This window comes from Anditalea andensis (assembly GCF_000714815.1).
In the GTDB taxonomy this organism is placed as follows: domain Bacteria; phylum Bacteroidota; class Bacteroidia; order Cytophagales; family Cyclobacteriaceae; genus Anditalea; species Anditalea andensis.
This window is the reverse complement of record NZ_JMIH01000024.1, coordinates 317540-340156: the sequence shown is the minus strand read 5'-3', so window position 1 is coordinate 340156 and position 22617 is coordinate 317540. Positions and strand designations below refer to the sequence as shown.

The 22617-nt window shown below is 38.4% G+C and carries 20 protein-coding genes; 10 read left to right on the top strand and 10 right to left on the bottom strand.

All coding sequences use genetic code 11. The annotated features are described in order from the left end of the window. The first annotated feature begins 48 nt into the window (after nucleotides 1-48). Complete coding sequence (locus tag EL17_RS17820; protein WP_035077127.1) at nucleotides 49-2208, top strand: S9 family peptidase; 2160 nt, start codon at nucleotides 49-51, stop codon at nucleotides 2206-2208. Nucleotides 2209-2330: 122 nt separating this feature from the next. On the opposite strand, the gene EL17_RS17815 is transcribed toward EL17_RS17820, so the two are convergent. The 6 genes from EL17_RS17815 to EL17_RS17790 all read right to left on the bottom strand — a co-directional run bounded on the left by EL17_RS17815 (nucleotide 2331) and on the right by EL17_RS17790 (nucleotide 6743). Continuing rightward, nucleotides 2331-2942 (bottom strand): hypothetical protein, encoded by a 612-nt coding sequence (locus tag EL17_RS17815; RefSeq protein WP_035077126.1) that lies wholly within the window; start codon nucleotides 2940-2942, stop codon nucleotides 2331-2333. Between the two features lie 11 nt (nucleotides 2943-2953). Next, nucleotides 2954-3169 carry a 6-bladed beta-propeller gene (locus EL17_RS24380; protein ID WP_035077124.1) on the bottom strand — a complete coding sequence of 72 codons (216 nt, stop codon included), beginning with the start codon at nucleotides 3167-3169 and terminating at the stop codon, nucleotides 2954-2956. A 707-nt stretch (nucleotides 3170-3876) separates the two neighbouring features. After that, the gene (locus tag EL17_RS17805; RefSeq protein ID WP_035077122.1) at nucleotides 3877-4113 is read right to left on the bottom strand and encodes a (2Fe-2S) ferredoxin domain-containing protein; all 237 of its coding nucleotides are present in this window, start codon (nucleotides 4111-4113) and stop codon (nucleotides 3877-3879) included. 5 nt (nucleotides 4114-4118) lie between these two features. After that, complete coding sequence (locus EL17_RS17800; protein ID WP_035077120.1) at nucleotides 4119-5372, bottom strand: DUF819 family protein; 1254 nt, start codon at nucleotides 5370-5372, stop codon at nucleotides 4119-4121. Nucleotides 5373-5451: 79 nt separating this feature from the next. Continuing rightward, nucleotides 5452-6084: an NUDIX hydrolase gene (locus tag EL17_RS17795; protein WP_035077111.1), complete on the bottom strand. Its 633-nt coding sequence runs from the start codon at nucleotides 6082-6084 to the stop codon at nucleotides 5452-5454. Further along, nucleotides 6081-6743 (bottom strand): bifunctional isocitrate dehydrogenase kinase/phosphatase, encoded by a 663-nt coding sequence (locus tag EL17_RS17790; RefSeq protein ID WP_164675142.1) that lies wholly within the window; start codon nucleotides 6741-6743, stop codon nucleotides 6081-6083. Before EL17_RS17790 ends, EL17_RS17795 begins: the two co-directional genes overlap by 4 nt. 631 nt (nucleotides 6744-7374) lie before the next feature. Between EL17_RS17790 and aceK the strand changes: the two genes are divergently transcribed. Further along, nucleotides 7375-9102 (top strand): bifunctional isocitrate dehydrogenase kinase/phosphatase, encoded by a 1728-nt coding sequence (gene aceK, locus EL17_RS17785; protein ID WP_035077109.1) that lies wholly within the window; start codon nucleotides 7375-7377, stop codon nucleotides 9100-9102. A gap of 2 nt (nucleotides 9103-9104) precedes the next feature. On the opposite strand, the gene EL17_RS17780 is transcribed toward aceK, so the two are convergent. Continuing rightward, nucleotides 9105-9737, bottom strand: coding sequence for a TetR/AcrR family transcriptional regulator (locus EL17_RS17780; RefSeq protein WP_035077108.1), 633 nt, complete (start codon nucleotides 9735-9737; stop codon nucleotides 9105-9107). Nucleotides 9738-9862: 125 nt separating this feature from the next. On the opposite strand from EL17_RS17780, the gene ligA reads away from it, so the two are divergent. The 4 genes from ligA (at nucleotide 9863) to dapA (ending at nucleotide 14851) form a co-directional block, all read left to right on the top strand. Beyond that, a complete protein-coding gene (gene ligA, locus EL17_RS17775; protein WP_035077689.1) occupies nucleotides 9863-12322 on the top strand; it encodes an NAD-dependent DNA ligase LigA in 2460 nt (819 codons plus the stop codon). A gap of 3 nt (nucleotides 12323-12325) precedes the next feature. Beyond that, a complete protein-coding gene (locus EL17_RS22760; RefSeq protein WP_051720099.1) occupies nucleotides 12326-13240 on the top strand; it encodes an exonuclease domain-containing protein in 915 nt (304 codons plus the stop codon). Nucleotides 13241-13421: 181 nt separating this feature from the next. Next, on the top strand, nucleotides 13422-13907 hold the full coding sequence (locus EL17_RS17765; protein ID WP_035077106.1) for a DUF6913 domain-containing protein: 486 nt from the start codon (nucleotides 13422-13424) through the stop codon (nucleotides 13905-13907). A 71-nt stretch (nucleotides 13908-13978) separates the two neighbouring features. Then, complete coding sequence (gene dapA, locus EL17_RS17760; RefSeq protein WP_035077104.1) at nucleotides 13979-14851, top strand: 4-hydroxy-tetrahydrodipicolinate synthase; 873 nt, start codon at nucleotides 13979-13981, stop codon at nucleotides 14849-14851. A gap of 73 nt (nucleotides 14852-14924) precedes the next feature. On the opposite strand, the gene EL17_RS17755 is transcribed toward dapA, so the two are convergent. Continuing rightward, nucleotides 14925-15104, bottom strand: coding sequence for a histone H1 (locus tag EL17_RS17755; protein WP_035077683.1), 180 nt, complete (start codon nucleotides 15102-15104; stop codon nucleotides 14925-14927). A 99-nt stretch (nucleotides 15105-15203) separates the two neighbouring features. Then, nucleotides 15204-16454: an aminotransferase class I/II-fold pyridoxal phosphate-dependent enzyme gene (locus tag EL17_RS17750; protein WP_035077103.1), complete on the bottom strand. Its 1251-nt coding sequence runs from the start codon at nucleotides 16452-16454 to the stop codon at nucleotides 15204-15206. Between the two features lie 183 nt (nucleotides 16455-16637). Between EL17_RS17750 and accC the strand changes: the two genes are divergently transcribed. From accC to EL17_RS17735, 3 genes are read left to right on the top strand one after another with little or no spacing between them, the layout of a single operon-like run. Then, nucleotides 16638-18140, top strand: a complete 1503-nt coding sequence (accC, locus tag EL17_RS17745; RefSeq protein ID WP_035077101.1) for an acetyl-CoA carboxylase biotin carboxylase subunit — start codon at nucleotides 16638-16640, stop codon at nucleotides 18138-18140. After that, complete coding sequence (locus EL17_RS17740) at nucleotides 18133-19455, top strand: DUF1015 domain-containing protein (protein WP_035077099.1); 1323 nt, start codon at nucleotides 18133-18135, stop codon at nucleotides 19453-19455. Before accC ends, EL17_RS17740 begins: the two co-directional genes overlap by 8 nt. After that, nucleotides 19452-20018, top strand: a complete 567-nt coding sequence (locus EL17_RS17735; RefSeq protein WP_035077097.1) for a Maf family nucleotide pyrophosphatase — start codon at nucleotides 19452-19454, stop codon at nucleotides 20016-20018. The genes EL17_RS17740 and EL17_RS17735 overlap by 4 nt, the downstream gene beginning before the upstream one ends. Nucleotides 20019-20061: 43 nt before the next feature. On the opposite strand, the gene EL17_RS17730 is transcribed toward EL17_RS17735, so the two are convergent. Further along, nucleotides 20062-20931 carry a sulfite exporter TauE/SafE family protein gene (locus EL17_RS17730; RefSeq protein ID WP_035077095.1) on the bottom strand — a complete coding sequence of 290 codons (870 nt, stop codon included), beginning with the start codon at nucleotides 20929-20931 and terminating at the stop codon, nucleotides 20062-20064. Nucleotides 20932-21272: 341 nt separating this feature from the next. Between EL17_RS17730 and EL17_RS17725 the strand changes: the two genes are divergently transcribed. Then, nucleotides 21273-22616, top strand: coding sequence for a hypothetical protein (locus EL17_RS17725; protein ID WP_035077093.1), 1344 nt, complete (start codon nucleotides 21273-21275; stop codon nucleotides 22614-22616). The last annotated feature ends 1 nt before the right edge of the window (nucleotide 22617 follow it).

Genomic DNA, 22617 nt, shown 5'->3' with positions numbered 1-22617 from the left:
CATTTATTATAATTTAAGCTTTATATTATTTTTACTAAAATGACACCAATGATCAAGAAAACAAAATTAAATTTAATCATAACGTTCTTTCTTTGCTCTTCTTTGGCAATTGCTCAAGAAAAAAGACCTGTTCAAATCAGTGATTTGACCAAAATAGTTACCACCTCCTCTCATAAAATCACACCCGACGGAAAAAAAATAATATATGTAAAAAATTTTACAGAAAAAGAAAAAGAGGGAAAATACAACTATAAAAATCAGGTTTGGATAGGAGATATAGATAATAGTGAAACCCACCGACCTATTACCAGTTCCGAACACAGTACTAGCAGTGCTGAACTTTCTCCCGACGGCAAGCACATAGCATTTGTTAGAAGTCATGAAAATAAACCCCAGATTCACCTCTTATCCCTAAATGGCGGAGAGGCACAGCGACTAACAGATCATAAATATGGGGCTACATCCCCTATCTGGTCCCCAGATGGTAAAAAAATCCTATATACCAGTACAATGCCCATATGGGCCATTGCTGGCAAACCTTCCTGGGAATACGAAAGACCCGGACGTGAATATGGGGATGAGCCTCACTACAAAGCCATCAAAGACGGTGCTCAAAAAGAAGAAATCAAACCGGATCCAGATGGGAACCTCAAAGAACTCCGAGCCTACTTAGCTAAAAATTCAGCAGACAATGATCCTAAAGTGATCAATAGACTCAATTTCCTTGGTGAAAAAAATTTATCTCCAGAACTTAATTTCACTCATCTGTCTATTATAGATATCGAAACTAAAGCATCGACAGAGATTACATCAGGCTTCCAAAATTTTTTTAACGCCACCTGGGCCCCAGACGGCAGCTATATACTTGCATCATCTGTGGCTTTTCAGAACCATCCTGATGAAACCAATTATACCGATATCTGGAAAATCCATCCTGGAAACAAAACTTCTGAACTGGTGCTTCATATAGAGGAACACCGGGTAGGAAACCCCCAGTTTTCACCTGACGGCAAAAGGGTCCTGATTTCCGGACAGAATATAGAAGAACCTAGCTATAACCAGAACATGCTGGGTGTAATGAAGCCAGACGGAACAGATTTTATGTGGATCACCGCGGATCTGGATAGAAGTGTATATTCCGGTACCTGGTCAGAAGACAGTAAATATGTATACTATACCGCCCCTAATTTGGGAGGATTCTCATTATTTCGTACTCAGGTATCCAATTTGAAGACACAGCCTTTGATCGAAGGCCCGGTAGGTGTCAGAGATTTTGATATACAGGCATCCAAAATAGTATACGCCTTAACTACAATAGAGAATCCAAGCGAGATATATACCTCAGACATCATGGGCAGAAACGCCAGACAGCTTACCACCTATAACGAAAGCTGGATATCTGAACGTTTGATCTCTAAACCAACTGCCCATCAAATAAGCAATGATGGTTTTGAAGTGGATTATTGGGTTATGGAACCAGTACATCGGATAGATGGAACACAATATCCCACTATTGTCAATATGCACGGAGGACCATCTGCCATGTGGGGCCCAGGAGAAATATCCATGTGGCATGAGTTTCAAGTGATGGCGGGCAAAGGGTATGGAGTGGTATATGGCAATCCCCGCGGATCAGGGGGATATGGCAAAACATTTCAAAAAGGTAATTTCCAGAATTGGGGTGATGGACCCGCCAGTGATGTATTGAATGCGCTCGAAAACGCTCAGTCCAGGTATGAATGGATTGATGGAGACCAGCTCTTTCTAACAGGCGGTTCCTATGCCGGCTATTTGACTGCCTGGATCGTAGGCCACGATCATCGGTTTAAAGCTGCCTTTTCCCAAAGAGGGGTATATGAACTGACCTTCTTCCTAGGAGAGGGGAATGCATGGAGACTTGTACCAAATCATTTTGGGTATCCATGGGAAGACGGCGTAAAAGAGATTATGGATTATAACTCTCCCCAAACATACGTAGCAAATATCCAAACGCCATTATTGATAAAGCATGGAGATGTGGATTATAGAACTGGTGTAAGACAGTCTGAACTCCTTTACAAAAGTTTGAAAATATTGGGCAAGCCTGTAGAATATGTCAGGTATCCAGATGAAGGACATGAGATGTCCAGATCCGGAGCGGTGCATAGAAGAATAGACCGGATAGGAAGGATTATTGAGTTTTTTGAAAGATATGTTCAACATCCTTAAAAACCACCTAGACGTGGATTATAAATAAGAAATTAAGGGAAGAGGTAAAAATAACATATTACTTCTTCCCTCTTTTTTAACTTTATACTTCTACCGTCCCTTTAATCACATTCCCAAATCTGTTATTTAGGAGAAGGGATATGAAACTTTATAATTATTGGATTTTCATCTAATTCAAATTTTGTGTATTCAAGATCTTTGAGCAAAGGATGATTTTCGACTGATTTACCTTTATTTTTGAGTTCGTTATACACCGTGGGAAATATATAACCATAAAAATACTTTGAATCAGCAGTTATTATCTTGACATTTATCTTTTCTTTTGCTCCACCTTTAGATATGATATTTTTCTTATTTGAATCGAATAGTAAATGGCGGCCCAGGCCATTTCTAAAACAGTTAAAGTAGATATATCCGCCTGTTTCCCGGATATTGGTAATATTTTTATAGTATTCAGAATAGATAAATTCAATTTCACTACCTAGAATGGGAGATAGATTAAAATCTCCATCCACAGGTATAGGATAAAAATTTTCATCCAGCGCAACTCCGTACTGATAAGGCAAGAAATACTCTATATCATCACCACTTTTTTTGATCAAATGATATCTATTGAACTCAGGTATTTTAATGAGATCCAACCTTTGGTTAGCAGGGATAGGCGTCCACAAATAATATATAGAATCTATGCTTATAAAATTTTCACAGTTAATATCATCTTCTATATCTATCAATGAAACTGTTTTTATATAGTTAAAATATTTAAACTGTAAACCTGTATTTTCCGATATTCTAAAATTTCTATCTTTTCAGATTGAAAATTTATACGAACATCGAGCATTTGCAAATACTCTTCGGGACCTGGTCCATGCTTATCAAAAAGCGCTATATTTTCTCCCGATTCATTAAACTGTATGACTCTTTTGGATTTGGTATCTATCACATAATAATATCCCCCCATCAGGTCATACTTCCATTTTATTCAGTGAAGCGCTCAGTGATTTTTCATCCGTCTGTAGATTAATTATTTTATAAACTATTAAGTCTGAGGGCCATTCAAAGGACCCGCTCTCGTCCACATCTATATGATAAATATCCATCTCTTAATGTAAAATGGATGATTGATTCGAATTAGACCCGCAGGAGATGATAAATAAATACCCTTAAACTGATTAGGTGATTTTGAAAATTTGTAAAAAAAATTAATTTTAAATTACAAAATATCATATAAATAAAGCCTATATGAAATCATCCTATAGGCTTAATTAAATTTTAACAATATCCAGGAACACATCCGCAAATTAGTATAACTACTATTTCATCATCAGCATATCTAAATAATGACCATGAATTATTTTAATGCCGTTACATCCATCAGAAGGTGCGATGGATTGGGCCTTGGTTTCCATCCCAACCATAATTAATCCTGTTAACAATAATACCACTAGCCCAATCTATAATTACTTTAAAAATCTTTTCCATATTGAATAATTTTAGCTATATAAAAATATATATATTAATTAAAATTTTTCAAAAAAAATATTTAACTATAAGGTATATTAAGGCGTTATTAGGACTTAAATTAATTAAACCTTTTAAATATTAAAGCTACTGCATCAAATTGACCTACCATTAGTTATTGACAACTTAAATCTACTCATTTCGAATCTATTTTAACCCATCTTTTACCTTCTCCAAAGTAGCTTTCTTAATCACATCATCCTTCATTACCACTATAGGGCCTGTTTTACAGAAATCCATGCACTTGGTTTTCACCAATCTATAATGTCCTTTATAGCCATTTTCGCGCATTAGATTTTTTATATCGCTTACCAGTCCTTTACAGCCATTGTCTTTACAATCTGATCCTGTACATACAAATATGAATTTCCGGTATTCGGCCATAAGAATTAATTAGTAGATACTAGCTGTAACAAGAGTCCGCACAAATAAGCTCCATAAGTACCCACTGCATAACCTAACACGGCTAATAATACCCCCACAGGAGCCAAGGAAGGGTTAAAGGCAGAAGCCACGATGGGAGCAGAAGCAGCACCCCCGACATTGGCCTGTGATCCCACTGCTACGAAGAAGAAGGGTGCCTTGATAAAATAGGCTACTATAAGCATAATCATGATATGCATCAGCATCCATACCATGCCTACCAGAAAAAGGGTAGGATTATCGAAAACAGCCATCAGATCCATCTGCATCCCTATGGTGGCCACAAGTACGTATAAAAGTACTGATCCCAAACGAGACGCTCCTGCTCCCTCTAGATTCCTGGCTTTAGTAAAAGAAAGAATCAATCCTCCGGTAGTAGCTACAATCACTATCCAAAAAAACGTCTTATCCAGAGAATACTGCTTTAATACGGGGTAATTCTCTCCTATAAAAGGTGCTAAATTATCCGCCACTAAATGGGCAAAACCAGTAATGGCAAAGCCAATTCCGAATATTTTCATCGTATCGGCCATTGTGGGGATTTTCATAATCCCCGCCCTGTATTTCTCTACTTTATCCTGTAGCTCATGTATCGAAGAGCTATCTGCTTTAAACAGTTTATCTATTACTTCAGGCTTAGCTGCCCAATATAATAGCACAGCCATCCAAACATTGGCTACCAATACATCCACGGCGATCATCTGGCTGAACAGCGCAGGACTGGCCCCAAAGGTCTCCAACATCGCTGCCTGATTGGCTCCCCCGCCTATCCAACTACCCGCTATGGTAGCTAAACCTCTCCATACCTCATCAGGTCCAGCTCCCCCTACTACTTCAGGAGCAAAGGTAGATATGATCAAAACGGCCAGGGGACCTCCTAATACTATCCCTAAAGTTCCTGCCAAAAACATGATAAGTGCTTTGGGTCCAAGTTTTAATATACCCTTAAAATCTATACTCAATGTCAATAGGACCAACGAGGTAGGCAATAAATACTGCGAGGCCATGGAATATAGCCTACTGTACTCACCCGATATCAAACCAAATGAATTTAGCAAAGCAGGAATAAAATAACAGAGTAAAATAGAAGGAACTACTCTGTAAAATTTGGTCCAGAATATAGACTTACTGGCAGAAGTTGAAAAAACAAGAGCCAATATGGCCAATAATATTCCTAAAACAACGGCGTCATTTGTAATCAAGGGGGTATGTTCTTGCATATTAATCTGATTAGATCACATAATTACTCTAAATGGGCCTAAAGCACAAGCCATTGAGATAAAAGGTTAGAGTGGGTATTTAAATCCTTTCCCAGATCGTCATTAATTCACTAAGCATCATGGCAGTAGCACCCCACACAATTTCCTGGTCTATATCAAAGTATGGGACATCCATTTTAGGAACATTTCGGGCTTCCATCATTTTGCGCTTTCTGATATTTTTATCTATCAGGTAGCTAAAGTCACACTCTATGATCCGTGTGACCTCCCGTGGATCTGGCTGAAAATCAGGGATTTCTTCCATAAACCCAAGGTAAGGTGATACCAAAAAATTACTGGGTTCAATAAATAAATCTGAAAGTTCACCAAATACCTGAATTTTAGATTTATCTATCCCAATTTCTTCCTCTGTTTCACGTATCGCAGTATACTCCAGACCGGGATCGCTTTCTTCCCATTTACCTCCGGGAAATGAAACCTGCCCGCTGTGAGCACCTGTATATACCGGCCTTTTGATAAAAGGGACAGCACTTCCTCCCTCTCTTGGGTAAAATAATATCAAAACAGCGCCTTTCCTAGCCCCATCCTTTTTCTCATATGAAAACCGGGCATGGTCAAGCGGCCTGGGAGCCATGATCAACTGACCTTCTTTTCCCGGAAGAGGCTGTTGCAGATTTCTTTCCAGCCTTTTAATAACATCGGCTAATTTCATTCATTAAAAGAAAGGTTCGTCATTTTTTTCCGAAGATAGCTTTCAGGTTTATATTCCGAGGTTTCAAATGGATTTTTGTATTGAATATAGACGTTTTTATCCGGGATCACCAACCAAAGTTTAGGTGTGAATTTTTCATCATCCTGAAAATGGCCTGCTACCAATAAGTGTTCTCCTGTAATCCATACAGCATCTTCAAACACTCCTGCAGGTCCTATAAAAAGTAACCTCTCCTTCATACCATTAGACCTGAAATAAGAAACTTCTCCGTCAGGGTTAAGGTCTACTTTACCTGCAGAGTCTATCTCTACTTTATAATCATATATGTCTATGACCCCTCTGTCTTCCGGGTGCAAGATTTGGTATTTCTTAAGAGGATACCCACTTCCCATGCTATTTTCTTCAGGAAGTTCCAGTGGTTCATACTGGACTTCCTGCTCTATTTCAAAACCGGTTTTAGTGAACTCCCTTCCCTGCATTTCCCAGTGGTCTATCCATTGGGGAAGTTTCTGAATGCCCATCTGCATGATCTGCATCTGTGAGGGAGAATTATCAGTCACTTCCTCAACAGTACCGGCTTCTGGATCTGCTCCACAGGCTGACAATAGGTATAGACTAATAAGCAACACATTTAAATATTTCCTATTCGAATGAATCATAGACTTTTAGATATATCAGCATCTATTAAAGTGCTGAAAATACGAAAAAAGCTTAGTAGATTATATTATCATTTGTTTTTTTCTGGAAATCATTTTTCATAATAAACCAATAAAAATGCTTTTTGAGATAACTTTAGAACGAAAAGGACTATTTCATAAATGATAAAACAGCCCTATACCAGAATCAAAAAAAATTGTCACATCAATCATATTACCAATTATTCACCGGCTTTATAGTAAAAATAACTTATGATAAATTTACTTTGACGAGATAAAAAAAGGTCCGAACATCGTCCTGACCTTTTTTGATTTCTATCAAACCTATTAAACCTATTGTCATTTATCCAATCGATTGAATAACTGGGCAGAAAGGTAAAGATTATTTCTTTAAGCTCAAACAATCGATTGCAAAGAATTTTATCTCTTTATAAAATGAGTAAAAATTTCAAATCAAAATCAGCACAAAATGCCTATTTGATATTAGTATTTAGACTATAAAAACACATAACAAAATCCAAAAGGTGTCTTAATATCAACCACTTAAACACATGTGATTATATAAGTACTATTTATTTGATACCCCCTTTTCCGCATTGCTCTATAATACTATATATTGCAAAAAATTATTGGCATGGACACCACACAGCTGAAGCAAACAGTAAATCTGATATTGGAGGGCTATATTACTTACATTGATCAATTCAATGCTTTGACAGGCCTGGCACCTAAGCTTTTCAGAGACCGGGACTGGGACAGTGTTCAAAACAACCACCGCCAAAGGTTACGGCTTTATAAAGATGTAGTAAATGATACCGTATTTAAATGTAAGACTACCCTAGGAGAAATGGTCTATAGCCACAATGCGTGGCATAAGATAAAAAAAGAATTTTCTAAACAGGTCTGTAATAGAAAGGACATAGAACTGGCCGAATCTTTTTTTAACAGCACCATCAGAAAGACGATCCGCCAGTTTTCTGTAGACGATTCGTTAATGTTTGTTCACGAGGGGTATACTGCATGTGAATTACATTCAAATGACAACCTCTTTTATAACTATCCTGCCACATGGGGTTTGCAGAAAATCATCAGGCAGATTATAGATGATTTTGATTTTAATGTCCCTTATTATGAAAAAGAAAAAGACATACAGTTCTTGGTACAGTCTGTCCGTAAAGTGATTCTCAGCAGGTATACAGCTACTGAGGAAACCACTACCCAGGTGATAAAAAGCGTGTTTTATCGTAACAAAGCAGCTTACCTTATAGGGAGAACTTATTTGGGTGGTAAGTGGATGCCCTTTATCATTCCATTTATGCATGATGAGATGGGTATCTATGTAGACACATTGATATTTGACCCCAATTTGATGAGTGCGATATTCAGTTATACCAGATCCTATTTTATGGTGCAGACAGACATTCCTGCACAGGTAGTGGCTTTTCTGAATTCAGTGATCACACATAAACGGGTCTATGAACTATACAATGCCATAGGGTTCAATAAGCATGGCAAGACTGAGTTTTACCGTGACTATCTGGACCATCTTAATCAGAGTAAAGACCAATTTGTTGCTGCAGAAGGGATTAAAGGTATGGTAATGACTGTATTTACTTTACCTTCTTACAATATTGTATTTAAAATGATAAAAGATCATTTTGAGCCACCAAAAAATATGACCAAAGCGGAAGTAAAAGAAAAATACAAACTCGTATCTCTTCACGACCGGGTAGGTAGAATGGCGGATACGCATGAATTTGAAAACTTTCTTTTTCCTCTCAATAGAATCCACCCTGATCTATTAAAAGAATTAAAGCATTATTGTAATTCACTATTGGTCTTTACAGAAAAACATCTTCTAATAAAGCATCTTTATACGGAAAGGAGACTGATCCCGCTGAACTTGTACCTGGAAAGGTGTACTTTCGAAGAAGCCAAAATTGCTGTAGAAGAATACGGTGAAGCAATTATCCAGCTGGCAAAAGCCAATATTTTTCCTGGAGACATGATGACCAAAAATTTTGGGGTGACACGTCAGCAAAGGGTCATCTTCTATGACTATGACGAAATAGAATTTATTACAGATATGAATTTTCGGGAAAAACCAAAAGCGGAGACATATGAACAAATATACGCTTCCCAACCTTGGTATGATATAGCCAAAAATGATGTATTTCCAGAAGATTTCAAAAAATTTATGATAGGCCGAAAAGACGTGAAAACTTACTTTCAGGAATATCATAAAGATCTATTTGACCCATCATTTTGGCAGAGCATTCAGGCCAAAATCAAAGGCGGCCAATTAATCCACGCCTTTCCATATCCACAGGCGATGCGTTTCAGGCCAGATAAGGAAGGCTAACCTCAGGCATTTCTATAGTCATTTCTAGAAGATTCTGTAAATATACCTTCAAATATGATAGAGATCACCTGATCATATATCTCGGCTGGCTTGGCCACAAAACCTTCCATCATCTGATGGGGAAACTGGGCCAAAAACCTGGGATCAATGATATATTGTATGGCAGAGGCATATACGAGTACTACCATTGTTTTATTAACATTAGGGGCTATAAAACCATTTTCTATCCCCTCTTCTATCAATTTCTGAAAACGCAAAAAAGCGGATTCCCTTATATATACCTGCATTTCCTCCCAAATTTCTGGAGCATGTATTCTTAAATCGGCCAAAAGTTCCGCATTAATGGGCGCAAGATGGCTGGCTATGGTAGCCAAAAATGATTTTAATTTTAAAGCAAATGGCTTATGCTGGTCTCCGATAACAGTATCAACTTGTATAGAAAGCCTGGTTTTCAGTAGGTCAAATGCTGCAGATAGTAACTCGAATTTACCTGGAAAATATTTATATAATGTCTTCTTACTCATCGTTAGCTTTTGGGCTATATCATCCATAGTAGTATTTTTATAGCCTTTGGCTAAAAACAGCTGATATGCTTCTTCCAATATTTTCCTTTCTATATCTGCTTTTTTATTCATAGTTTTAATTTGGGAGGGCAAATATATCAAACTATTGCCAGCTAGGAACAAAATTAAACAAGAATCAGCCCCTCGGGTCCATATTTATTCCAAATGGAGTAAATTTGGGTTTTCAGAAAGAAGATATGACACCAGCATTTAAGGATCACCACGAAGCAAAGCTACGTATCGCCATGCTTACCGAACAGATCAATTATTATAACCATCTGTATTATCAAGAGGATCAAAGTGAAATTTCCGATTTGGAGTTCGATCAGTTAATGGAAGAACTGATTGCTCTCGAAACAGCTTTCCCTGACCTTTTAGATCCGGACAGCCCCAGTCAGCGGGTAGGCGGTACAGTTACCAAAAATTTTGAAACCGTTGCCCATAATACACGAATGCTTTCTTTAGGCAATACATATTCTGAAGACGAATTGATAGCGTTCGACGAGCGTGTCGCCAAGGGATTGGGCCATAGGGACTATACCTATTTTTGTGAAATGAAATTTGACGGTGTTGCCATCAGTCTGGTATACAAAGGCGGAAAACTGGTCAGAGCAGTGACCCGTGGAGATGGCTATAAAGGAGACAATGTCACAGAAAACATCCGTACTATCCGCAACATACCACTATCAGTTACCGGAGAAGATGTACCGGATTCATTTGAAGTAAGGGGGGAAATATTCCTTCCCCGTAAGGAATTTGTGAAACTGAATATGGCTCGGGAAAAACTCGGAGAACCGCTTTTGGCAAACCCTCGCAATGCAGCATCTGGCACCATCAAAATGCAGGACAGCGGGATTGTGGCCAAAAGAAGGCTTAACTGCTATTTTTATCAGCTGCTAACAGATGCCCCCGGAGTAGAAAGGCACGATCTTGCCATATCTTTGCTGGAAAAATGGGGCTTTAATGTGTCTCCTTCCTATCAAAACTGTTCAGACATCCAGTCTGTACTCAGATATATAGAAGCATGGCGTGATAAAAGACATGAACTCCCACTCGATACTGATGGAGTGGTATTGAAGATCAATGATTACAATCAAAGAGAAGAATTGGGATTTACAGCCAAAATCCCGCGCTGGGCCATCGCCTATAAATACCAGGCGGAAAGTGCAGTCAGCAAATTACTGTCTGTCAGCTATCAGGTAGGGCGGACAGGGGCCATTACACCTGTAGCAAACCTGACACCAGTTTCTCTCGCCGGGACTACTGTAAAGAGAGCATCTCTGCACAATGCCAATGAAATCCTCAGACTCGACCTTCATGAAGGTGATGCTGTACATGTCGAAAAGGGAGGGGAAATCATCCCAAAGATCACCGGGATAGATTTAAAGCAAAGAAACCCAGCAGCAAAACCAATTTCCTATATAACAGAATGCCCTGAATGTGGTACCACATTGGTCAGAAACGAGGGAGAAGCCAAGCACTTTTGCCCCAATTCAGAAACATGTCCCCCACAGCTGCTGGGAAGGATGGAGCATTTTGTCCATAAAAGGGCTATGGATATCGATAGTATGGGTACCGAAAGAATAAGAGCCCTTATCGAACAGCATTTTATCATAAGCCCAGCAGATATTTATGAATTGCCTTCCAAAAAAGCACAGCTTTTGGGACTGGAAGTGAACAATGACCAATATTACAAAGACAGTGACGGGCACCTGTATGTATCCGTCAAAAAAGCACTTTATGCCATTATTAAAGGTATACCGTTAAATGATATCGCCACTTTCCTGTCTGAAAACGAAGGAGTGGAACAAAATGAAAGATTGGCAAAATTCAGCCAATATTTGAAAGGAGTGGGTAAGAATTCAGCTGTGAATAAAAAAGCATTATCTCTCCTACTAAGTTTGCTTAGCCAGCATTTATATGACCCTATTGAGGATTTCATTCCCTTACCTATAGTCCTAGCTGTAATTTTTGAAACAGAAAACGTAAAAGAATTTTCAGACATCTCGCTGAAACAAAACTCTGTCCATGAAGTAATGCTGAAATATCCTGAAGAAATTCCTACTTACGTGGAAGAAAAAATCAAAAGACTAAAAGGTAATACATTTCAGGAAGGCGTCGTCAATAATATGCTGGAAGGTATAGAGGCCTCTAAACAACAGCCGTTTGAAAAAGTGTTATTTGCATTGGGCATCAGAAACATTGGAGAAAACACAGCCCAACTTCTTGCAGAAAACTTTAAAAACATAGATCATCTGATGGCCGCCTCATCTGAAGCTCTGTTGGAAATAAATGGTGTAGGAGAAACACTTGTGAGCAGCCTAAAAGAATTTTTTACAAATGACAAAAACGTAGAAACCATCCATAAATTAAAAGCACATGGATTGAAATTTGAAATTCAGGAAACAGATAAAGAACTGGTCAGCTATCGGTTAGCAGGGAAAAAAATATTGGCATCCGGTAAACTTCATCATTTCAAGCGCGACGAGATCATTACCTTTATAGAATCCCACGGGGGCATATATTCCAAATCTGTGTCTAAAGGATTAGATTTCATCATAGAAGGTGAAGATATGGGTCCAAGCAAAAAAGAAAAAGCACAAAAATTGAATATTACTTTAATCTCAGAAGAGGCGTTTCTAAATATGGTAGAATAAACTATGGATTTTATTGCAATAGACTTCGAAACAGCAAACAGGTGTCGCGAAAGTGCATGCGCCATAGGATTAACCTATGTAGAAAACATGAAGATAGTGGACCAGGAGTATCACCTCATTAAGCCTACCCCATTTTATTTTGATGCTATCAATCAATGCGTTCATGGCATTACTGAAGCTCAGGTAGAAGACGCAGCCACATTTGATCAAGTATGGTCAAGGATAAAAGATAAGATCCATGGGAAACAAATGGTGGCACACAATGCATCATTTGACTTTTCGGTCCTAAGGTATGCTTTATCTGCTTACCAGCTGCCCTTTCCTGAAATCACCTACGGATGTACCCTTCAGATCTTCCGTAAGGTGGGGCTCCCTTTAAAAAACTATAAGTTAAGCTCTCTGGCCAGATATTATGATCTGAAACTAGATCATCACCATGCATTGAGCGACTCTGTAGTATGTGCTCAAATTGCCCTGGCGCTAATGAATGATTTTCAGCTATCCGGCCTATCAAATTTGGTAGACCATTTTGGCTTTAAAATGGGAAGCATTTCTCAGACTGGTGTCACTCCATTTATGCATTCATCGAAACACATGCCGGCTAACGCTGTATTTCCTAAGAGCTTAGCTAATAGGAACTTCACCTATCTTAATGATCGCACTTTATTTTTAAACCATAAAACTAATTTGGTAGTAGATAGAAAAATCATACTCTCTGGATCATTTCAGCAATTGGATAGAGATGACTTGGCCATATACATACACCGTAATGGAGGAAAGCTACAAACCAGTGTTTCTTCAAAAACAGACTTTATCATATTCGGAAAAAATATGGGGCCCAGTAAAAAAAATAAAGCCCACCTCTTAAATATACCTATGATTTCAGAAGAAGCGTTTATCAAGATGTTAGATAGGTGATGGATATAGTATAAATGAACCACTGGATGGTGTACACCATACCTTTATTTTGTATACAGACTGGTGCGATTTGAAATGGATCAGGAACTTATGCTTACACCCATTGGTTTTTTGGAATGATAGCGGTCAACCTCATAGTTGATATTAACCTTTTCACCAATATTTATATTAATTTAGAGGTATGAAATGGGTTAAGGATTTCTTCATCTTACTAAAACTTTCGAAAAGAAAGAATAATAAAAGCAAAAAGCTAGTGCCCTATCATCAATTATGCAACATAACTATACTGTCTGAAAATGAAGAAATTTCATCACTGTCCACACAAACCATAATCGGGATTTGTGAATTCACTATCAATATAACCTATATTTATAGGGAAAATAACCCGGCATATGAGTGTTATGACTACAGTGATTTCAACTTACTGGGCCGCCCTAAATCCAAAATCAAAACCATTTTGGAGAAACCGGTTGATTTAATAGTAGTTACCCATAACTGGATAGATCCTCTTACAGCTCATTTTTTGAAGATGATGGATGGGGTAGCTAGGATTGGTTTCTATCATGAAGACCATGAAAAAATCCTTGACCTTATGATGGAAAGGGAAGCTTTACCATTGGCGCAGAACATAGAGCATCTCATAAAATACTATAAAAAACTACACTGAACATGCCCCTACTTTTTGGTGGTAAAAGAAAGTTCTAGATATTTGCTACAATAAAATTCAAAACAAACATAATGAGTAGATTTAAAGGTACAGGTGTGGCATTAATCACTCCTTTTAAAGAAGACTTTACGATAGATTATCCAGCATCTGAGCATCTCATCAACTATCTCATAGAGGGAGGGGTGGACTATCTGGTAATACAGGGTACTACTGGCGAAACCGCTACACTTTCCAAAGTTGAAAAACGGAAAGTGCTGGCCCATGTATTAGCAGTCAACAATGGAAGACTACCGGTGGTATATGGTATAGGAGGAAATAATACCCAATCGATTTTGGATGAACTTAAGGACACTGACTTTGAAGGGGTAGATGCTATACTTTCAGTTAGCCCATATTATAGTAAACCTTCACAAAAGGGGATTATCACTCACTATGAAAAAATAGCGGATCATTCCCCTGTGCCGTTGATCTTGTATAATATACCAGGCAGGACCATGTCAAATCTTACTGCTGCCACTACCCTTGCCCTATCCAAGCATCCCAATATAATCGGAATAAAGGAAGCCAGTGGCAACTTGGAACAGTGCATGCAAATTTTAGCTAACAAGGATAATGATTTTTTGGTAATCTCGGGAGATGATCTGCTCACCACCGCACTTATCTCCCTGGGAGGAGATGGGATTATATCAGTCTTAGCCAATGCCTTTCCGAACACCTTCAGACAAATAAGCCATGGAGATGTCGAAACATCCAGGAAGGCAACCTATAGTCTACTAGATATAAACCCGCTTATGTACGCCGAAAGTAATCCTGTAGGTATAAAGAATTTATTGAGGCATTTAGATATATGCGGAGACCAAGTTAGATTACCATTGTTAAGGGCTTCTGAGGAACTTTCCAGTCAGATAGAACAAGCATTGATAAAATTCAAAAAACCCTCCTAGGAAGGTTTTAGATAAGATTTTCCTTAAGTCAAATTAAAAGAGGTGACCAAACCGATCACCTCTTTTATATTTTTTAGCCTTCAGTATTTTTGATATCCTGAACTTCTTTACGAATATCCTGAGCTAAATTCTTAAGATCCTGCATACCTTTTCTTACTCTTGTACCTGCAGCCTGATTTTTTTTGTCATAAAATTTCTCAAAATCAGATTCCATTCCAAGTACTAGATCTTTGATTTCACTAAATCTGTTCATAATAAAAATTAATTTTTGGTTGATGATATGTTTAATTTTTCGTTCAATATAGGTAAAATGTTTATAAAACAACAGTATAGGCGAATTTTTTGATCATATTTATTCGCCAAAAGACATTGCCAATGCTGATTTTTTATAATATCCGCTAGATAATTTTTCCTTTACTGCCTCAAAAGCCGAGATAGTTTCAGCCACATCTTCTAGCGTATGGACAGCTGTAGGAATCAGTCTTAAGATGATCATACCTTTGGGTACTACCGGGTAAATAACCACAGAACAGAATATATTATAATGTTCTCTTAAGTCTTTACTCAGAGTAGCTGCCTCACCTACAGTCCCATTTAATACTACCGGAGTGACAGGGGAATTGGTATTGCCTATACTAAAACCCTTATCTTTTAGACCATTTTGTAGGGCATTAACCACTTTCCAGAGATTTGCTTTCAATTCCGGTCTATATCTCAACAGCTCCAGCCTTTTGAGCCCCCCCTCCACTAATAACATCGGAAGCGATTTTGCAAAAATCTGACTCCTCATATTATATTTCAGATAATGGATGACTTTAGTATCTCCTGCAATAAAAGCACCAATACTTGCCATAGACTTCGCAAATGTAGAAAAATATAAATCTATTTTGTCTTGGCAGCCCTGGGCTTCACCTGCTCCAGCACCAGTTTCACCCATAGTCCCAAAACCGTGGGCATCATCTACCAATAATCTAAACTCATAGTCTGATTTCAAAGCTACAATATCTGCCAGCCTCCCCATATCACCGGTCATGCCAAATACGCCTTCGGTGATGACAAGAATTCCTCCTCCGGTTTCATTGGTAAGCTTGGTAGCCCTTTGAAGTTGCTTTTCAAAGCTAATGATATCGTTATGAGGAAAAACAAACCTTTTACCAATATGCATTCTTAAGGCATCTATGATACAGGCGTGGCATTCACTATCATAAACTACCACATCTTTGCGGTCGATTAATGCATCTATTACCGACATGATGCCCTGATAGCCGTAATTTAATAAATAAGCCTTCTCTTTGCCTACAAAATCAGCCAGCTCACTTTCCAACTGCTCATGAAGGTCTGTATTACCGGACATCATCCTGGCGCCCATAGGATATGCTGCACCCCATCTGGCAGCTGCTGTTTCATCTGCTTTTCTTATCTCAGGATGATTACCTAATCCTAAATAATTATTTAAGCTCCAGGTCAGGACTTCTTTACCTTTAAATTTCATTCTAGGTGCTATTTCCCCTTCCAGCTTAGGAAACATAAAATAACCTTCTGACAATTCCGAATGCTTGCCCAAAGGGCCAAGATTGGTATTTAATTTCTCAAATATATCCAAAGCGATAATAAGGTTTGGTGTTACAAGTGTACAAAGCTTTCAGCTTCATTAAAACCCTCAAAACTAATACAATTACCTTACACTGCAAAAAAAAGCTTACAATTCAAATAATCTTTCCATAGTTCGATATATTTTCTTTAATTCGTGTAATTCATCAAGTATGCTAATTTTTACCTTCTATAAATGAACAAAATCAATAAAATTTTAATAGCCAATCGGGGCGAAATCAGTCTGAGGGTAATGAGAACGGCACGCGAAATGGGCATCCAGACAGTGGCTGTGTACAGTGAAGCAGATAGAAACAGTCTACATGTCAGATACGCTGATGAAGCTGTATGCTTAGGCCCTCCTCCTTCTGCCCAATCCTATCTTTTAGGTGATAAAATCATATCCCTATGTAAGGAAATGGGTGTGGATGCGATTCATCCCGGATATGGGTTTTTGTCCGAAAATGCAGGATTTGCGCAAAAGGTCTCAGAAGCCGGATTGATATTCATAGGGCCCTCACCTCAGGCCATAGAAATCATGGGCAACAAACTGGCTGCCAAGCAGGCAGTCTCAAAATATAACATACCCATGGTGCCGGGTACAGAAGAGGCTATAACAGATATCGCTGAAGCTAAAAAAACAGCAGCAGCTATAGGCTACCCCATTCTGATCAAAGCCAGTGCTGGAGGGGGCGGAAAAGGGATGCGTATAGTGGAAAATGAAGAAGAATTTGAAGAACAAATGCAAAGGGCAATCAGTGAAGCGGTATCTGCATTTGGTGATGGGGCCGTCTTTATAGAAAAATACATTACTTCTCCCCGGCATATAGAGATACAGGTACTCGGTGACCAGCATGGAAATATTGTCCATTTATTTGAAAGAGAATGCTCGGTACAAAGAAGGCATCAAAAAGTCATAGAGGAAGCACCTTCTTCTGTCATCACAGAAGAAAAACGAAATGAAATGGGACAGGCTGCTATAGCTGTAGCCAAAGCCTGTAACTATTATGGGGCAGGTACGGTGGAATTTATAGTAGATGAAAATCTTGATTTTTATTTCTTGGAAATGAATACCCGGCTTCAGGTGGAGCATCCAGTTACAGAAATGATTACAGGTAAAGACCTCGTGATGGAACAGATCCTGATAGCTGAAGGGAAGCCACTTTCTTTTAGGCAGGAAGACCTCCATATTCATGGACATTCGGTAGAAGTAAGGGTGTATGCTGAAGATCCCAGAAATAATTTCCTGCCAGATATCGGTAAACTTATTACTTACCAAAGACCGCAAGGACCAGGAATAAGGGTAGATGATGGCTTTGAAGAAAATATGGACATCCCCATTTATTATGATCCTATGATAGCCAAGCTGGTCACCCATGCAGAAACCAGACAGAGTGCCATCGATAGGATGGTCCGGGCCATAAATGATTACAGGATCACAGGAATAGAAACCACCCTGCCCTTTTGTAAATTTGTATTAAAGCACGATGCTTTTGTAAAAGGAGATTTTGACACCAAATTTGTAGAAAAATACTTTACTCCTGATATGCTGGACGAAGCGTTTTCAGCAGACGAATTGCATATCTTGGCAGCAGCAGGAGTATTCCTATCTGAAACAAATAACCCAAAATCAAAACAAGTAGAATCGATGGAATACAAAGCCACTACTAATTGGACCAAAAGACTTAACAATGGCTGAAATATTACCTATCAAGGCCTGGAGGTATAATGCAGCTTTGAATGAACAAATAGAAGATCTCACATCTCCCCTCTTTGATGTGGTCTCTACCAAACAAAGAGAAGCTTTATATAGAAATCCAAAAAACAGCATTCATTTATCCGTACCGAAAGGAGAAAATCCAGCTCAGGAAGCAAAAAAAACGCTGAAATCCTGGAAGGAAGATAAGGTCATCCTTCAGGATCCTATACCCGGTATATATGTCTACTACCAATACTTCAGACTTCCCGGACTGGATGAAGAGCATTGCAGAAAAGGATTTATCATCAATATTAAAGCATACGACTGGAGTGAAAAAATAATTCTCAGGCATGAAAACACCATAGCTAAAGCGGTAAATGACCGGATCAATCTTTTAAAAGAGACAGGCTTTCAGTCCAGTCCTACACATGGTCTGTATACCGATATTGATTTTGATCTGGAGCAATACATGGATGAAGCCATCTCTGCTCCCATTTATGATATAGAAGATTACCAAGGCATACGGGAAAAACTGGGCGTCATCCATGATGCAAAGATCATCGCCAAATTCATCAAAAAAATAGCCGGTAATACTATAATCCTGGCAGATGGCCACCACCGGTATGAAGGAGCGCTCGCTTACCAAAAAGAAATGTCTGAGCAGAATCCATCCCATACCGGAGAGGAATCATATAATTATCATATGATGTACCTTACCAATACAGAGGCAAAGGACCTAAGAATACTGCCTACTCACCGGCTTTTTCAGTATATAGCGTTGTCAGAAGAAGAAATCATCACTAAGCTTGATGAAGACTTTATCATCAGACCGTTGGACGATCCTCAGGAGATAGGTGAACTGATCATTCATAAAAAGTGGGCGTTTGGACTGGTATTTAAAAATAGTGCCTATAAAATCAGACTCAAACCTGAGAAGATAAACAACTATGGCCACGATCTTCCTGATGCCATCAAAAATCTGGACCTCACCGTATTACATTACTTCTTCATAGAAAAGATTCTTGGAATACCACTTGCCGAACAAAGATTTTCTGACAGCCTGGACTATGAAAGAAATCTGAGCAGATGCCATTTTAAAATTTCTACAGGTCAGGCAGATTTTGGGATCATTACCAAAGAAATATCTATGAGAGAAGTCATATCAGTCTGTGAAAGCGGATATTTAATGCCGCAAAAATCTACCTACTTTTACCCCAAAGCACTTTCCGGTTTGATATTCGGATCAGTACTCCCTGAAGATTTTGATTTCCCCTATGGAATATTCTCTACCAAGAAAAAAACAGCTGCCAAATGATTTCCCTGAAAAATAACATTATACTGGGTTCCAAATCACCGCGCCGTCAAGATCTGCTTAAAGGTCTGGATATCGATTTTGAAGTATTGGTAAAAGATACTGATGAAAGTTATCCTCCTGATTTGGATCATACTAAAATAGCCATATACCTGGCGGAAAAAAAGGCGGATGCATTTTCGTTATCAAAAAACGATCTATTAATTACCGCTGATACGGTGGTGCTGATCGGAAACAGCATACTCGAAAAACCGATCAATACCCATGAAGCTCATCTAATGCTTAAAGCATTGTCAGGCCAAAAACATACCGTCATCACAGGCGTTTGCATGAGAGACCTGACCAAAAAAATAAGTTTTGATGATATCACAGAAGTACACTTTGCCCACCTTTCGGATGCCGAGATAGAATATTATATCAATCGTTATCACCCTTTTGACAAAGCAGGGTCTTATGGGGTGCAAGAATGGATAGGTTATGTAGCGGTGAATAAAATGGAGGGTTCATTCTATACCGTGATGGGACTGCCTGTGCACAAGGTTTACGAAAAACTGAAAAACTGGTAAACATCTATCGTTGGAATGGTATAACTGCCATTCCAATTAATAATTACAATGTTAAATAAAAAGTCCTTAAACTTAAAAAGATAATCAAAATACCTACGAATGCCAAAAGAATACGCGGGTTTAGCTTTTTACAAATGTAGGCAGCAAATGGAGCGGCAATCACCCCCCCCAATATCAAGCCTAAAACGGGTGCTAAACTCAACTCTTTAATAAAAAACAAGAAAGTACTGGCACTTGCCAGTGAAACAAAGATCTCTACGAAATTACCTGTCCCTATAGCAAAACGTGGCAGCTGCCCTTTGCTTAACAAAGTAGAATTTACTATAGGGCCCCAGCCCCCACCTCCTACCGCATCAGCAAATCCCCCAAGGCTAGCCAGGTATGGCAAACTTTTACTGTCTGCCTTAAATATTTTCTTTTTATTCTTGATCACCTTTAAAAGAATAATGATGCCCATAATCATCAGGTAAACCGCTATAAAAGGTTTTATAACATTGCCATCTACATTGGATAAAAAGTAGGCACCTACTATGGCACCCAGCACACCGGGTATGAGCAGGCGCTTGGCTAGGGACCATTGTACATTACCAAGTTTCCAGTGGGAAAGGCCTGAAGCCAGACTGGTAAAAACCTGAGCAAAATGCACCCATGCACTGGCTACAGCAGGCGGAATACCTATTCCCAAAAGTATGGAATTTGAACTCACACCATAAGCCATCCCCAATGCTCCATCTATCGTTTGTGCTACAAAACCCACTAATAAAAACCATAAAAACATCTCATGATCCATATTGGAAAGGGCAGCAATACCCAATGTATAAAAATTATTCACTAAAAACACCAGTAATAATCCTACAAGGGACAATACTACCCACCCAGGGACCTGCTTTAATTTCAGAGTATATTTTTCCATCAAACTAATAAAGAATAGTATCTATCGGTTTCAAATGTAAATGAAAAATCAATACCAACCAATAAACCCTACCAAATTTATAGAGTAAAATACATGCACCTATCTCATTTGAATTTATTCTCTCTCCATTTTTTGATAAGGCTAAGTGGTTAAGCAATAATTGTCAGTATGATATGAATCAAATGCAGATATAATACTATCATACCGTGTTAGACTAAAAATCCATATTAGTTCTAAAATTGCATTTTAAAAAATTTTACAATTAAATAATTAAAATATAACTATACCTATATTAAATGAAACGTATTTTTTGTTATTTTAGTAAAACTAAATGGACCTGTATGAAAAATTTATTGAGCCTGATAATAGTAGTTTTCCTGTTCACTTCTTTAGCTGAAGCCCAGAAATACCATATGGGCCAGGTAATTAAACCAGTACCCCCATTTGAAATCGGAGACACCATACCTGTATACGGCATGAAGCTTACCAATTCAAAAAAGCTCCAATATTATGTGCCTGGGACAGAAGGAGACAGATATATATCGGAGGATAGGATCCAGCTAGTCCCCAAACCTTATAAATTCTGGGAGCAGATTTGGTTTGAGTACAGGGGAGCGGACTTTAAAAAATCCGGATGGGAAAGAGAAAACAGGCAAATTTTACATGGCGATGCACTGGATTATTTCCAGCATGCCAAAAGCAGTCAATTAATATTTGAAGATGATCTGCTCATAGATTACCTCTATCAGTTGGTGTTTAGGATTTTTCCTGAAAATCTAATAAAAGATAAGGCGTCCAATTTCAGTATTATTGTCTTAAAATCATTGGATGCCAATTCTTTTGCATTTGATAATGGAATGATCATACTTACCACAGCCCAGATAGCCGAAACCAATTCCGAAAAAGACTTGATTGAAATTCTTGCAAACAGAGTTGCCAATGTGGTGCTGGATCATAATTTATTGAACCTAAGACAGCAGCAACGTGCAGAACGAAGGGCAATGATGTGGGGAAACCTGGTCACCATAGCCTCTACTGCTGCGATGGCACATAGCAATATCAAATATGGGACTACCTTTGAGTATTATGATGCACTGGACCTGGGACTATCTGCACAGTTTATCTCAGGTGCGATCCTGGACAACATCGGGGCCAAATATACCATGGAGCAAAACAATGATGCTTTCGATATTACACAGCGTTATCTATCTTCTCAATTTATAGGCGAAGAAAACAGTCCAGAAGAATATCTGGCCACCATCTCAAGCACCATAAGCTATAATGCCTGGCAGGAATATCACCTTAAAAATTATGATTATTCCCTATCATTGGTAGACAAATTATATAAACAAAATCTTGCTACAGAAGAAGACTACCTTTTACTTTCCCATATTTTCAGAAAAACCTCCAATACAAGAGAGTCTAATCTGCTCGCACTGGATTTCCTGAAGAAGGCCGAAAAATTATCTGTATCTAAAATGACCCTGCTCGATAAAGAAGCAGGAATGCTATATCTAAGATTAAAGGATCGTCCAAATGCTATAGCTTCCTTTTCCCGCTATAGAAATAACCTTATAGAATTAGAAAAGGCAGGCAATGATGTCTCTAAAGAACTTAAGGATATCAACCATCTGATATATAAACATAGGTTTAAAGAAGAAGTACTAAGTTTAGGGATGGATTGAA